This window comes from Aggregatibacter kilianii, assembly GCF_003130255.1.
Lineage (GTDB): Bacteria > Pseudomonadota > Gammaproteobacteria > Enterobacterales > Pasteurellaceae > Aggregatibacter > Aggregatibacter kilianii.
The window spans coordinates 524,367-538,232 of sequence record NZ_NRCN01000001.1 but is presented as its reverse complement, the minus strand read 5'-3'; the positions used below and the strand labels follow the sequence as shown (position 1 = coordinate 538,232).

At 42.1% G+C, this 13,866-nt stretch carries 12 protein-coding genes; 6 read left to right on the top strand and 6 right to left on the bottom strand.

Annotation, left to right across the window (positions count from 1 at the left end):
- The first annotated feature begins 262 nt into the window (after window positions 1-262).
- From ung to pfkA, 5 genes are read left to right on the top strand one after another with little or no spacing between them, the layout of a single operon-like run.
- Complete coding sequence (gene ung, locus DK428_RS02335; protein WP_109064211.1) at window positions 263-931, top strand: uracil-DNA glycosylase; 669 nt, start codon at window positions 263-265, stop codon at window positions 929-931.
- 27 nt (window positions 932-958) lie between these two features.
- Window positions 959-1,738 carry a peroxide stress protein YaaA gene (gene yaaA / locus DK428_RS02330; RefSeq protein WP_109064210.1) on the top strand — a complete coding sequence of 260 codons (780 nt, stop codon included), beginning with the start codon at window positions 959-961 and terminating at the stop codon, window positions 1,736-1,738.
- Window positions 1,735-2,295 carry a hypothetical protein gene (locus DK428_RS02325; protein WP_109064209.1) on the top strand — a complete coding sequence of 187 codons (561 nt, stop codon included), beginning with the start codon at window positions 1,735-1,737 and terminating at the stop codon, window positions 2,293-2,295. Before yaaA ends, DK428_RS02325 begins: the two co-directional genes overlap by 4 nt.
- The gene (locus DK428_RS02320; protein ID WP_109064208.1) at window positions 2,295-3,218 is read left to right on the top strand and encodes a cation diffusion facilitator family transporter; all 924 of its coding nucleotides are present in this window, start codon (window positions 2,295-2,297) and stop codon (window positions 3,216-3,218) included. The genes DK428_RS02325 and DK428_RS02320 overlap by 1 nt, the downstream gene beginning before the upstream one ends.
- A gap of 56 nt (window positions 3,219-3,274) precedes the next feature.
- Window positions 3,275-4,240 carry a 6-phosphofructokinase gene (pfkA, locus tag DK428_RS02315; RefSeq protein WP_109064207.1) on the top strand — a complete coding sequence of 322 codons (966 nt, stop codon included), beginning with the start codon at window positions 3,275-3,277 and terminating at the stop codon, window positions 4,238-4,240.
- A 74-nt stretch (window positions 4,241-4,314) separates the two neighbouring features.
- Here the strand turns inward: pfkA and DK428_RS02310 are convergent, their stop codons facing one another.
- The 6 genes from DK428_RS02310 to DK428_RS02285 form a co-directional block, all read right to left on the bottom strand.
- Window positions 4,315-7,329, bottom strand: a complete 3,015-nt coding sequence (locus DK428_RS02310; protein ID WP_109064206.1) for a TonB-dependent siderophore receptor — start codon at window positions 7,327-7,329, stop codon at window positions 4,315-4,317.
- Between the two features lie 229 nt (window positions 7,330-7,558).
- Window positions 7,559-8,734 carry a 23S rRNA (uracil(747)-C(5))-methyltransferase RlmC gene (gene rlmC / locus DK428_RS02305; RefSeq protein ID WP_109064205.1) on the bottom strand — a complete coding sequence of 392 codons (1,176 nt, stop codon included), beginning with the start codon at window positions 8,732-8,734 and terminating at the stop codon, window positions 7,559-7,561.
- 13 nt (window positions 8,735-8,747) lie between these two features.
- Window positions 8,748-9,875, bottom strand: a complete 1,128-nt coding sequence (nagZ, locus tag DK428_RS02300; RefSeq protein WP_109064204.1) for a beta-N-acetylhexosaminidase — start codon at window positions 9,873-9,875, stop codon at window positions 8,748-8,750.
- 6 nt (window positions 9,876-9,881) lie between these two features.
- Entirely contained in the window at window positions 9,882-10,235 is a 354-nt protein-coding gene (locus DK428_RS02295) for a YcfL family putative periplasmic lipoprotein (RefSeq protein WP_109064203.1), read from the bottom strand.
- Entirely contained in the window at window positions 10,235-10,585 is a 351-nt protein-coding gene (hinT, locus tag DK428_RS02290; RefSeq protein ID WP_109064202.1) for a purine nucleoside phosphoramidase, read from the bottom strand. The genes DK428_RS02295 and hinT overlap by 1 nt, the downstream gene beginning before the upstream one ends.
- 120 nt (window positions 10,586-10,705) lie before the next feature.
- Window positions 10,706-11,653, bottom strand: coding sequence for a helix-turn-helix domain-containing protein (locus DK428_RS02285; protein WP_109064201.1), 948 nt, complete (start codon window positions 11,651-11,653; stop codon window positions 10,706-10,708).
- A 101-nt stretch (window positions 11,654-11,754) separates the two neighbouring features.
- On the opposite strand from DK428_RS02285, the gene DK428_RS02280 reads away from it, so the two are divergent.
- On the top strand, window positions 11,755-13,779 hold the full coding sequence (locus tag DK428_RS02280; protein WP_109064200.1) for a TonB-dependent receptor: 2,025 nt from the start codon (window positions 11,755-11,757) through the stop codon (window positions 13,777-13,779).
- Window positions 13,780-13,866: the final 87 nt, after the last annotated feature.

Here is a 13,866-nt window from a genome sequence, read left to right as displayed (position 1 = left end):
CTTTTGTATATTAATTAAACTGCGAGGATTTTATCAAAAATTTTGAAGTTTTCAAATAAATTTGACATAGAACCAAACTCTTTTTTTAATTAATTTGAGGTATTTGATTTTAATCAATGATATTCTGAAGTTTAGTTTGTTAATTTAATAATATAGATACATTTTCGTTACCATTGAGAAGCAAATGGGGTAACTTATGACTATGAATTTTGCCCTAGGTTCTTTATAATTTCCTCAATTCAAAATTGATTGGGATCCCATGATGAAAACTTGGACAGATGTTATCGGACAAGAAAAACAGCAACCTTATTTTCAGCAGGTTTTGCAGCGTGTACATGCTGAACGGGATGCGGGCAAAGTTATTTATCCGCCGGCTCATGATGTGTTTAATGCCTTTAAATTGACGGAATTTGATCAAGTAAAAGTGGTGATTTTAGGACAAGATCCTTACCACGGGCCGAATCAGGCGCATGGTTTGTCCTTTTCCGTCAAACCGGGCGTGAAGCCACCACCATCGTTGCTTAATATGTATAAAGAACTTTCCACTGATATCGCCGATTTTCAAATTCCAAATCACGGTTACTTAGTGGAATGGGCGCAGCAAGGCGTGTTATTGCTCAATGCGGTGTTAACCGTACAGCAAGGCTTGGCACATTCTCACGCCGGTTGGGGCTGGGAAATTTTCACTGATAAAGTCATTGAAGCATTGAATCAACATCGGGAAAATTTGGTGTTTTTATTGTGGGGTAGTCCGGCACAAAAGAAAGGACAATTTATTGATCGTCAAAAGCACTGTGTTTTAACATCGGTGCATCCATCGCCTTTATCGGCACATCGAGGCTTCTTCGGTTGCCGTCATTTTTCTAAAGCAAATGCATACTTACAACAACATCATATTGAGCCGATTCATTGGCAATTAAGCGCAATTTAGCTTTATTTTACTGATTAGGAAATTTTTATGTTAGCTATTATTTCTCCTGCGAAGACATTGGATTTTGAAAACGCAGCACCTAAAAAACTCCCGAATTTTCAACCGCACTTTTTGAAGCAGAGCCAACAGCTTATTGATATTTGTCGCGAACTTACACCGGTAGAAATTGCATCGTTAATGTCTATCAGCGACAAACTGGCAGGCTTGAACGCGGCGCGCTTTGCCGAATGGCAACAAACACATAATGAACAAAATGCCAAAGTTGCCGTTTATGCGTTTAAAGGAGATGTTTACACCGGCTTGGACATTGAATCGCTAGGTGATGATGACGTGTTATTTGCTCAACAGCATTTACGCATTTTGTCCGGGTTATATGGATTGTTGACGCCTCTTGATCTTATTCAGCCTTACCGTTTGGAAATGGGCACAAAATTGGCTAATCCTAAAGGTAAAGACTTGTATGCTTTCTGGCAGGGTGTGATTACCCCTGTTTTGCAACAAGCGATTGATGAACAAAATGGCATTTTAATTAATTTAGCCTCTGATGAATATTACAAATCGGTGCAAGAGCAAAAGTTAAAGGCGCAGATCATCAAACCGATCTTCTTAGATAATAAAAACGGACACTATAAAGTGATTAGTTTTTATGCCAAAAAAGCTCGCGGGTTAATGTGTCGCTATTTAATTCAAAATCGGGTTAGCGAAGTGGAGCAGTTGAAAGCATTTGATTTCGGCGGCTATTGGTTTGATAGTGCCTCTTCTACAAACACGGAATTTGTCTTTAAACGGGATTTGGTGGACGCATGAAAAAAACACTCGTCATTTTGACCGCACTTTTTTTGTCGGCTTGCGTCAGTCAGCCGCAGCTTAATGCACCGACAAGCGTAACACATAATAAGAAAACCTATCATTTGGCGACAGAGCAGGATCTTGGCTCGGTCGTGCGTTATCTTTATGTGTTACCGGGCGAAAATACACAGAACTGGCAAAGTGCGGTGGAAATTTTGTTAGATCGTAATAAACAAAATCGCACCTTGCAGGAACGCATTGATTGGCGTAAACAAGTTTATAACAATAGTGGTGTGAAAAATTTCAAGTTATATGACAAGAAAGACACCTTGTATTCCTACGTGATTTATGAACCCACCGCAGGAAATAAAAATTGGCAGGTAGATGTCGCAAAGGGCATGAATGTGCCGTATTGCGGATTTGTGCAATATCAATATTCCGTAAAAATCCCGAAAAAGCATAAATTCACTAACATGAGCAATAAGAAAGTGCTTAGCCATTTGAAAAAATATCTGATTGATAAAGAAATCAACAAGCTCGGCAAGGCAGATTGGGCGTTAGGATGTAAACATTAATGGTAGAATCTGTCGCTTATTCCGTACAGGTAAAAAAAGCCTCTCATTTCGCCATTATTACCGCGTTTAGCTTAATCATTGTGAAAGGCGTTGCGTGGTGGCAAACCGGTTCGGTGAGTATGTTGGCCTCTATCACCGATTCCATGTTGGACTTATTGGCTTCTTTTATGAGTATGTTGATTTTGCGGTTTGCATTGATGCCTGCCGATCACAACCACTCTTTTGGTCACGGCAAGGCAGAATCACTGGCTTCATTGGTGCAGAGTGCGTTTATTTCCGGTTCGGCGATTTTCCTGCTATTACAAGGTATTCATCGTTTTAATTCTCCGCAAGCATTAAGCAATACGGCTCTTGGCATTGCGGTAACGGTGTTTTCAATTTTTGCCACCTTATTATTGGTGTGGTATCAGGGACGAGTGATCAAAGCAACGGACAGCCCGGCGATTAAAGCGGATCGGCTGCATTATCAAACCGACTTGCTAATGAACGTGGTCATCATGATTTCATTAGGTTTGAGTGCCAACGGCATTTTATTAGCGGACGCCATTTTTGCGATTTTAATTTCCCTTTATATTTTATTGAATGCCGTTAAAATGCTGTTTGAATCCGTGCAATTGTTACTCGATAAAATGTTGCCGGAAGATGAAATTGCCTTGCTTAGTCGCGTGTTAAATAACGAAATTGCCAAAGATCCACGGGTTGTCGGTTTTCATGCTTTACGAACCCGTCGTTCCGGGGCCATTCGTTTTATTCAATTCCATTTGGAATTGACTGATGAGCTTTCTTTTATTGAAGCTCATGACATTACCGAACATTTAGAAGATTGCCTGCGCAAGACTTTTCCGCGTAGTGATATTGTGATTCATCCCGAACCCACATTTGTTGTGCAACAGGAAATGCAGTCAGGCAAAAAAGTGATATAATTCGCTCATTTTCTAAAATCAATCGTCTTAAATTTTAAACTTTATAGGAATAACTCATGATTAAAAAAATTGCAGTGCTAACCAGTGGCGGAGACGCACCGGGAATGAATGCGGCAATTCGTGCAGTAGTACGAGCGGGCTTGTCGGAAGGATTGGAAGTTTATGGTGTCTATGATGGCTACCATGGCTTATATCATAATAAAATCAAACAATTAACCCGCTATAGTGTGTCCGATATTATTAACCGTGGCGGTACATTCTTAGGTTCTGCACGTTTTCCGGAATTTAAAAATCCTGAAGTACGTGCCAAATGTGCCGATATTTTACGTTCTTACGGTATTGACGCTTTAGTGGTTATCGGCGGGGACGGTTCTTACATGGGGGCAAAATTGCTTACCGAAGAGCACGGTTTCCCTTGCGTGGGGATTCCCGGCACTATTGATAATGATGTTGCAGGCACCGATTACACAATCGGCTACCAAACCGCCTTGCAAACTGCTGTTGAAGCTATCGACCGTTTACGCGATACCTCAAGTTCCCACCAACGTATTTCTATCGTTGAAATCATGGGGCGCCACTGTAGTGACCTTACTATCTCCGCAGGGATTGCCGGTGGTTGTGAATACATCGTGGCATCGGAAGTAGAATTTAACCGTGAAGAACTCATTCGCCAAATCGAGCGCAGTATCATCAAAGGCAAACGCCACGCCATCATTGCCATCACTGAATTGATTTGTGATGTTAATGAGTTAGCGAAAGAAATTGAAGATCGTGTCCATCATGAAACCCGTGCAACCATCTTAGGCCACATTCAACGCGGCGGTTCCCCATGCGCCTTTGACCGAATTTTAGGCTCCCGTATGGGCGTATATGCCATTGACTTGTTACTTCAAGGCAAAGGCGGTTACTGTGTAGGTATCCAAAATGAACACTTGGTTCACCATGATATCATTGATGCCATCAACAATATGCGCCGTGAATTTAAAGCGGACTGGTTAACGATGTTCAAACGCTTAGACTAAATCATCCTTTCTCAAAATAAAAAGTGCGGTCAAAATTCATTGTGTTTTTTGACCGCACTTTTTTATTTATTTCGTTAGAACTGCCAATCAAATTTCATCATGACAGTACGCGGACGTCCGTAGAAATTATTCATCCCGCGAGTACGATTATAGTTATTTTCAAAGTAAGTTTTATCCGCTAAATTCGTTCCAATCAAACTGAGTTTGGCGTGGCGATTAAACTCGTACTGAATATTGGCATCAAACAGAGCATAGCCTGCTTGTTTAATGCCATATAAGCTACTTGTCGGGCTCTGTGCAGAGATACCGGCACCAATCGTCCATTTGCTACTTGGAATTCGGTAACTGGTGGCAAGTCGAAACATCTGAACAGGTGTAAAATTACTAAAGTTGTAAGGATCTTTAGCGCCTTTTGCCCGTTCATTATTAATTTCTTCTGCATTTTTATATTTACTTTTATTGTAAGTATAGCCTGCAAAAAGTTGCCAATTTTCTGTTATATTTCCAGCCAACTCCAATTCAAACCCCTTGCTAACAACGCGTCCGATTGGTTTTGCGATGGTCTGGAATGATCCAACAGCACCATTTTTGCCCGGTATATATCCAAAATCGACAACAGTACGATTTTTTTGCTCAACAGAAAATAAAGCTAAAGAGCTATTTAATTGATTATCAAAGAAGGAGCCTTTCCAACCGATTTCATAGTTTGTACCAATTAACGGAGGTAATACCGTTTTACTGGTAATATCTACGTTGTCTTGCTGTTTAAAAATCTTAGTATAACTTGCATAAAGGCTCTGCTCATTCGTCAAATCATAAGTAATACCGACATACGGTGTAAAATGATGCCCCTTCATTTTGGCAGTATAGTGCTCATTATCCTTATCAATATTTGATTGCGATTGATAGCGCGTCGCTGGCTCACCATTATAAACAGGCGTTTCTTTGCGTTGTGAGGTCTCAAAATGGGTAAACTGCACACCACCTAATAAATGGAGGCGTTCCGTTGCATTAAAACGAGTGCTCAAAATAACTGCATGCGTTTCATTTTTATTGAAATATTTAGCATAGTTATAACGAGCTAAAACATGGTCATCCGGCTCCTTCAACATCTTATAAACAATTTCATTTGGATTTCCATAAGCACCATTTTTATACTTAATGTCACCGTTGCTGTCACGTTCCGGAATTTTTTGCCCATTTTTATCTAATTCATACAAAATATGACCGTCTTTATCGACTTTAATTTTATAAGCATGTTGGCAATCTGGTGTATAAAGCATATGGTCACCTTTTTCATCATGCTTGTCCCAATCCGGTTCAGGAAGATTTTTATCGGTTGGAGAATAATAATTTCCTTGCTCATTAGGAACACAACGACCGGCTAAATGCTGATGCACTTGACCAACCTCATCAATAGTACTTATACGATAACGTTTCTGAAAAATTTCAACAAAATCTGATTGAATATTTTCATGGTTATAAGCATAACCTACATAAAAATCATGGTCTCGTTCAAAAAGATTATAGTGCCCAGTTAAATTCAATTTAATCCCGTATTGTTCGTCCTTTTTAATATGTCGAATTGGTGCGAATGTAAATTTTCGATTAGTTGTACCTTTATTGTTATAAGCCCTATTATAGAGATAGTTTGAAAAACGGTTTTCTGCGTCGTTAGCAATACCTGCTTCTTGTAGTTTTTTGTCAATATATTCTTGTTTATCTTTATCAATACCAGGATCTGCCCAGTCATTACATAAAAAATCAAGACCAATATCATTCATGCATTGATCAAACCCTTTTTTACGGGCAGCAAGCCGATCGTTTCTATATTGATTAAAGTCGCCTTGGTTAAATTGATTTTGAGCATAATCTGCCTTACGTTGCTCGTATTCTTTCGTTGCTTGATCACGATATTCTTTTAATTTTTTAAGTGCTTGGTCTTTTGGCTCAAAAGGAATAATTTCACCTTTCTCGGTTAGAAATCCTTGCGCGTCAGAACCGGACAAACCGGCAGCATGTTCATCTTTGATAAAAAATTGCCCAACTTTTGCATCTGAATTATTTTTTGTATAGGACGCCTCAATACTAAACTCCCAATCGTTATCAAAAACAAATTTGGTATTAGCAAATAAGTTATATTTATCACCCTTCAAACGAGACCAACTCTGTCCTAAATAGGTATTTCGAGGAAGTTTTACTGGATTATTACATGCCGGGCGGGAGGCAAAAGGAGCAACTTGGGGATTTTCACAAGGTAATATCACGCCAGAAAAATCCGGCACTTCATTAATTTTCTGATACATACCACCTAAAGTTAACACGCCAACATTGCCTAAATCTACGTCAGCGGCACCATAAATTAGCCCTTTTTTACCATGCACATTATCTTTAAAAGACTTTGCTTTTTCCCCTACACCAACTAAACGGGCACGAATACTATTATCTTGATTTACGCCTCCGGAAACGTCCAGTACCGTACGGGTACTGCCTCGGTGATCGACCGTTATTTCGCCTAGGTGTTGGAATTTGTCTGTAGGCCGTTTTCGAATCAAATTAATTGTGCCGCCAGGCTCAGAGTTAGACTGGGTCAATCCTGTCGCACCACGCACAACTTCAATATGATCATAAATAGCTAGATCAGTGCTAGGAGAAACGTCTATTTTGGCGGTATAACCTGAACGCCCACCTACATTAGTCGTAATACCATCTTCACCAATTTGATCTACATAAAAACCACGGGAAAGAAAACGAGTTTGTAACCCTGAATCACGTACAACATTAACACCTGTGGTATTCTTCATTGCTTCTTCAAGAGTATGAATAGCTTTGTCATCTAATTGCTTTTTGGTAATCACACTAACAGATTGTGGCGTATCCTTACTGGAAACTTTTAGTCCAGTAGCTGTTTTCATCGACTTAATTGTATAGCCACGGCTACCCTCAGTGGTATTAGTATCAGTTTCTTCAATAACATTAATCTGCTCTAAACTGTCCTCCGTATACGCGGTTTGGCAAGTACAAAATAAAGAAATAGAAAGTAGGCTAAGGCGAAAATAAGATGGGGGTGAAAGACGAGATTGATGCATTTTTGGCTCCTAAATAAGAATTATTTTTGTTAAATAATAACAATTATTATTCTTATAGAAAAGAAAAAGATAACCAAATGACTATTTATAAAATATCTTTTTTATATAAAAGGACAGTATGGCCTATAGAGCAAAAATATAGCTAAAAGTACCTGCAACCTCCACTTGTGAGCCTAAAAACGGTTTATTTTTTCAGTAATACTAATAGTCAAATCAACAAAACATTACGTTAAGGCATCAATCTCAACAACACCAACACTTCATAATGCGAAGTATGCGGGAACATATCGAACAATTGGATTTTTTTCATGTGATAATGGGTCAGGGATTGCAAGTCTTTGCCCATGGTTTCAGCGTTACAGCTGGAATACAGGATAAAGTGCGGTTGCATTTGATTGAGAAATTCGGCGAGTGATTTGCCTATGCCGCGACGGGGTGGGTTAACAATAACCAAATCCGGCTTGTCCGCGTGGTTTAAGGCAAAATTGGCGGCATCCAGGGATTGGAAATTCACTTGTTCGTGTAAACCTAATTCTTCGGCGGATTGCGTAGCGGCCGCAATGGCGGAAGCGGAGATTTCAATGCCGGTAAGGCGAATGGTTTTTTGCTGATTTTGCTGTTGCAACGCTTGTAGGCAATGTAGCCCGAAACCGCCTACCCCGCAGAATAAATCCCAAAGACTCTCGATTGGCAGATGTTTTATCCATTGTTGTGCCGTGCCGTATAACCCTTCAGCGACCTGCGGGTTGGTTTGAAAGAACCCCTGCGGACGAATAAAAAGCGGAATGTTATTAAACTTTTCGGGTAAGGTGTGTTGTTCCGTCAGGAAAATCTCTTTTGAACCTTCCAAAATCGCGGCATTTTGCGGTTGAATATTGACGCTGATGACGGCAAGTTGTGGCAATTTTTTGCGCAATTCGGGCAATTCCCGTTGAATCAACGGCAGTTTGTTTTCCGAACGTAACACAAAGCGTAGCATGAGTTGGTGACTGTGTTGACTTTCCGTGAGCAGAATATGTTTTAATTCGCCTTTTTGTTTTGCCACGTTGTACGGTACAAGACCGGCGCGGGCAATGAAATCTTTGAGAATGGGAAAGAGGGCTTGGAAACGTTGCGGATAGAGCGGACAATCACATAAATCTACCGCACTTTGCTGATCTAACGGATTCGGCAAGATGCCGAGAATCGGGCGTTCTACTGCGCCACTTACCACCATTTTCGCTTTGTTGCGAAATTGGGCGACAGGCGATTGGAAGGGCTCAAACCACGTTAAATGGGACTCATCCAAACCGTGCAGTTGCTGTTGCAGATGCACGGTTTTTTGCTCCAGTTGAATGGCGTAAGGCGTTTCGAGCCACTGACAGGAGCGACACTCCCCCCGTTGATAATGTTCGCAATGAATCATGCTAGCGCATATCCTAATCTTTGGTTGCCAACCATTGCTGTTGAAGTGCGGTCAGTTTTTTACGATTTTCTAACCAACGTGGGGCACATTCCAGTTCCGACCAAGTAAGGTTTTTGCGTTTGAATAGGCTTTGTAGGCGCTGTTGGCGTAATAAAAAGGACTCACAATCAAGACTAGCTTGATTGTTCACCCCTACGGGGCTGTCGGCATAGCCTATGTTCAAAAAGCGTTGCTTTTTGTGCGGTTGTTTTTCCAAGAGTTTTAAGTTATCCAATACCTGAATCACACCGTCCCGTTCGTTACAAAGCAACAATAAGTCACAGCCGGCATTTAAGGCTTGTTCGCTGCGTGCCACAAAATCCCCCATGAATCCCGCTCCTTTCATGCCGAGATCGTCAGAGAAAATGGCGCCGCTGAAATTTAGTTGACGGCGTAAGACGTCCTGTAACCAATATTTGGACCCACTTGCCGGTTGGTTGTCGCATTGCGAATAAATCACATGTGCCGGCATAATGGCTTGCAACAGATTTTGTTCGATAAGTTGTTGGAACGGCTGAATATCCTGATTGAAAATGTCTTCTTGGCTTCGTTCGTCATAGGGCGTTTCCAAATGAGAATCTGCAATCACATGCCCATGCCCCGGAAAGTGTTTTCCTGTCGCCGCCATGCCGGCTTGGTGCATACCGCGAATGAAATTAGCCGCCAAATCCACCGCACTTTTTACTTCGCAACCAAAACTGCGATCGCCGATGGCTTTGCATTGGTGTCCCAGATCCAACACGGGCGCAAAGCTCAAATCAATATCAAGTGCGGTCATTTCTGCCGCCATTTGCCAGCCGGCTTCAAATGCCATTTCTTGTTGTTGAACAGGGTCTTGAATTAGCGCAGAAAATGCCTGCATAGCAGGTAATTGGGTGAACCCTTCGCGGAAACGCTGTACCCGACCGCCTTCTTGATCCACGGTAATCAGCAACGGTTTTTTGACTTTTTGTCGCACGGATTGAATTAACGCTTGCAATTGAGCTCGGTCGTGAAAGTTTCGGCTGAATAAAATTAACCCCGCAACCAAGGGGTGTTCAAGCAGTTCAATTTCTTCCTGCTCAAGGGTTAAACCGGCTAAATCAATGAGTAAGGTGGACATAGGGCGTTAGTTCAAACGTAAATATAAACGGTAGTTCACGCTATCGGCGCTAGGGCGGGTAAGCGTTAATATTTGTTTTTGTTTCGGTTGCAATGACAGGCGGTGCCAAGTCGGTTGTTCTTGCGAAAACGAGGTAACCCCGTTTTTGTCATACCAAAACAGGCTGTAAGCCAAGTTTAAAGATTGTTCGGTTTTATTTTTCACCCACGCGCTATCGGCATTCACCCCCGCATCGGCAACCGCTGTTACAGGCGCTTCGATATTTAGGATAGGGCGTTGCGTATCCAATAAATTTGGCACTTTTGCGCTACATGCGGCTAAAAGCGCGCTCACAAAAAAGAGAGAAATAGATTTTTTCATTATTTACCCAACATTTTGCCGAGGGGTTCTCCACCCACAAGGTGCATATGTAAATGGAACACTTCTTGTCCGCCGTGTTTGTTGCAGTTGACGATCAAACGATAACCGTCTTGCGCAATGCCTTCTTGTGCGGCGAGTTTGGCGGCAACGGTAAACAAGCGACCTAATGTCACTTCATCTTGTTCGGTCACATCATTTACGGTTGGAATGAGCTTGTTCGGAATGATCAAAATGTGGGTTTTCGCTTGCGGTGAAATATCACGAAAAGCGGTAACCAGCTCATCTTGATAGACGATATTGGCGGGAATTTCTTTGCGAATGATTTTGCTGAAAATAGTTTCTTCTGCCATGGGAACCTCAAAAAGTCACGTTAAAATCATGCGCGGCCAAAACATAAAATTCGTTTCCCTCCCCGTGTTGGGTTCCGCGCGCCATTAAGTGCGTTTAGTGTAACTTGAATAGGTCGATTATTATAGCAATAAATGCGATCGATATAGTTGCCATTTTTTCGGTGCACAACCGGTCAGCTGTTTAAACAGTTTGGCGAAATGGCTGGGGCTGTTAAAGCCAAGTGCGGTGGAAATTTGGATTATTTTTTCGCCTTGTTCCAATAGGCGGCAAGCGTGTTCAATGCGGATTTGGTTACGGTATTGGCTTACGCTTTGATTAAATAATAAATGAAAGCCCGATTGTAATTTTTTCTCGCTTAACCCGCTGATTTTGCATAAGGTTTTAATGCCACAGTCGTAGCCTTTTCTTTCTTGAATAGTTTGCTGTGCCTGCAATAGTTTTTGGCGATCGAGGGCAATGGGAAGCTGATGCTCTTGATGTTCCAAATGAAATTGCTCGAGCGATAACGCCAGCACTTCTAACGCTTTGGCTTCTAAAAATAGTCGTTTGACTTCTTGATTTTTCATTTTGCACTGCAGAACTTGATTGGCAATGCGTAACAATTCAAGGGTGGCGGGCAGTTTCCCCATGAATTCATTACACTGATAGCGGCTGCAATCGGAAAGCAATTTTCCTTTGAAATTGAATTGCGTGCCGATTAGGCGGTTAAACATACCCGGGCTAAAGCGAAAATCGACAATCCGAATGGATTGGTTTGCCGCAAAATAATTAAAACCGTTTACTTGCCCGTTATTTTGCATAAACACCACCGTATTCGGGGCTAGGGTTAAATAGGCCCCTTGCGCAAATCTTACTTCGCCTTTGCCTGCTAAAATAATGCTCACCGAAACGGAAGATTGCCCCTGAATTTTGCTTTGTAAGGCTTGAGTTGGTGTGCCGTCTAAACAAGAAATGAGTAAATTATCATTAATTTGATGCAGTTGCGTTATCGCTTGCCATTCCGGCGGCACTTGTGCCAAGAGCTGTTGATAATGTGCGAGTGGCGTATTTTGTTCCGTTGAGATCATAGAGAATTACCTAAAATCATTCATTTTTTCCGAAAATCGGGCGTTTTAGCCTAGCAATGTTTTATATGATAAGCAATATCATTTGTTAAAAGGAGAATAAAATGAGTGTTAAAACAAGATATTATTTCACCGGGTTGGCCTTGTGTTTATTTACGCCCGTATTAATGGCGGGAACCGAGCTTGATCCCATTGTCGTGAGCGGTAAACGGGTCGAGAAACTGGATCAATTTAACGGTTCGGTCAGTGTAGCGGATCGTCAGACCTTATCCGATAAACATATTCTCAACAGTTATCATTTGGATCGAATTTTTCCGAATTTGCATATCGCCTCGGCTTCCAGTCGGCTATTTCCGACGCTCAGTTTGCGTGGCGTCACCTCGGCAAATGATTTTTATACGCCGGCGGTTACGCTTTATGTGGATGGTGTGCCGCAATTGCCGGTTGCCGCAATGCAATCTTTATTAAATGTCGAACGGGTTGAGTTATTAAAAGGTTCGCAAGGTACGCTGTATGGCAAAAGCGCCATTGGCGGCGTGTTAAATGTGATAAGCCAAGTACCGGACAACCAAACCAAAGGCAGCATTCAAGCAGGCCTAGGTAATAAACACGTTTACAATCTACAAGGCAATATTAGCGGCGCTTTGCTAAAGGATTTGTTGTACGGCACGTTGGCGTTAAGCGGCGATAATCAAGCGGGGGGCATGACCGGCCGTTATGTGTCGGACAAAACCCTCGGCGGCATGCGAAATCGGGCGGTGAATGCCGGTTTATTGCTTGCGCCGAGCCATCAACCTTGGAAAGTGCGGTTGAATTTTACGCAGGATCGGAGTTTCGGCAAACAATATGCCTTTGTTAATTTTGCGCAAGAAACACGGGAAGCGATAACGCTCGATCCTTCTCTTTTACCTCATGTGCGATTTCGGCAGGGGCGTGATTTAAAAGCGTTTTCGTTATCCGCCGATTACACCTTTGAACATTCCATGTTAAGCCTTATCTTAAATCAGCAAAAAGCCAACATCGATAACTTTATTCCGTATTACAATTTTTACAGTACACAGCCTGAAACATGGCGACAAAATAGCCAAGAACTCCGTTGGCAAACAATAGGCGAAAATAACAATATCGATGCCGTATTCGTGCTTTATCGCCAGCAGTTAACACGCGATCGGATTTATTTGTTCTTAGGTAATATTCCGACCAATCCGACGGCTTATGCAGACATCGAATCCCGTCACAAAACCCTTGATTATGCCGCTTATGCGAATTTGACGTGGCATATCACACCGCATTTTGATTTAGGCGGCGGCGTGCGCTATGGACGGGATCACGCCAAGGTGCGTTATGCACATAATGTGCAAGGCGAGAATAAGAAAACGCAATCCGTCGTATTAGGCAATTTAACCGCCGGTTGGCAAATTACGCCGAATTTGCGTTGGTTTGCCAATATCGCGCAAGGCTATAAACCGCACGGTTACAATTTTGCCCCGACCAATGCCGAAGATATAAACGGTTTTCAACAGGAAAAATCTATTAGCTATGAAAGCGGGTTGCGTTTTAACACCGATAACCTACTGGCGAACCTCGCCGTATATCAAATTCGTAGTCGCAACGTACAACTTTATGACGGTGTGCCGCCGACCTTAATCATTCACAATGTAGGCAATAGCCGCTCGCAAGGCGTCGAGTTCGATATAAATTGGCAACCGATTGAACAACTTGCAGTCGGTTTTGCCGGGTTTGTGAATCAGGCGAAATTTACCCGATACGACGCTACGCAACATTGTGCGGATTGCAACCATAACCGCGTGCCGTTTTCACCGAAATACGGCGCAAGCCTAACTTTAACCGGAAATATTGTCTTGGGTGAGCAATTAATTCGCCCGAGTGTGAGCGTAAAACGGGTGGGGGCGCACTATTTCGATGTGGAAAATAAACTGCTCCAAAACGCCTATACGCTACTTGACGCACAAGTCGGTTATAGTCCGTTGGCGCGCACGGAAATTCACTTTTATGTGCATAATTTAACCGATAAATATTACCGCACTTATGCCTTTAACAATGCGGTGAGCTATGCCCAACCGGGTGTCGGACGAACATTTGGGGTGAATGTGAAATATGAATTCTAATTTTAGCCAAAATCATATTGGTTAAATATTGTCCATTTGCCGATTAAAGCGTACACTGCGTTTAGCACGCGAAAAGTGCGGTCAAAA

Bases quoted from the DNA above. Each gene is read 5' to 3' on its own strand.
- ung (WP_109064211.1), top strand. From the start codon at position 263: ATGAAAACTTGGACAGATGTTATCGGACAAGAAAAACAGCAACCTTAT.
- yaaA (WP_109064210.1), top strand. From the start codon at position 959: ATGTTAGCTATTATTTCTCCTGCGAAGACATTGGATTTTGAAAACGCA.
- DK428_RS02325 (WP_109064209.1), top strand. From the start codon at position 1,735: ATGAAAAAAACACTCGTCATTTTGACCGCACTTTTTTTGTCGGCTTGC.
- DK428_RS02320 (WP_109064208.1), top strand. From the start codon at position 2,295: ATGGTAGAATCTGTCGCTTATTCCGTACAGGTAAAAAAAGCCTCTCAT.
- pfkA (WP_109064207.1), top strand. From the start codon at position 3,275: ATGATTAAAAAAATTGCAGTGCTAACCAGTGGCGGAGACGCACCGGGA.
- DK428_RS02310 (WP_109064206.1), bottom strand. From the start codon at position 7,329: ATGCATCAATCTCGTCTTTCACCCCCATCTTATTTTCGCCTTAGCCTA.
- rlmC (WP_109064205.1), bottom strand. From the start codon at position 8,734: ATGATTCATTGCGAACATTATCAACGGGGGGAGTGTCGCTCCTGTCAG.
- nagZ (WP_109064204.1), bottom strand. From the start codon at position 9,875: ATGTCCACCTTACTCATTGATTTAGCCGGTTTAACCCTTGAGCAGGAA.
- DK428_RS02295 (WP_109064203.1), bottom strand. From the start codon at position 10,235: ATGAAAAAATCTATTTCTCTCTTTTTTGTGAGCGCGCTTTTAGCCGCA.
- hinT (WP_109064202.1), bottom strand. From the start codon at position 10,585: ATGGCAGAAGAAACTATTTTCAGCAAAATCATTCGCAAAGAAATTCCC.
- DK428_RS02285 (WP_109064201.1), bottom strand. From the start codon at position 11,653: ATGATCTCAACGGAACAAAATACGCCACTCGCACATTATCAACAGCTC.
- DK428_RS02280 (WP_109064200.1), top strand. From the start codon at position 11,755: ATGAGTGTTAAAACAAGATATTATTTCACCGGGTTGGCCTTGTGTTTA.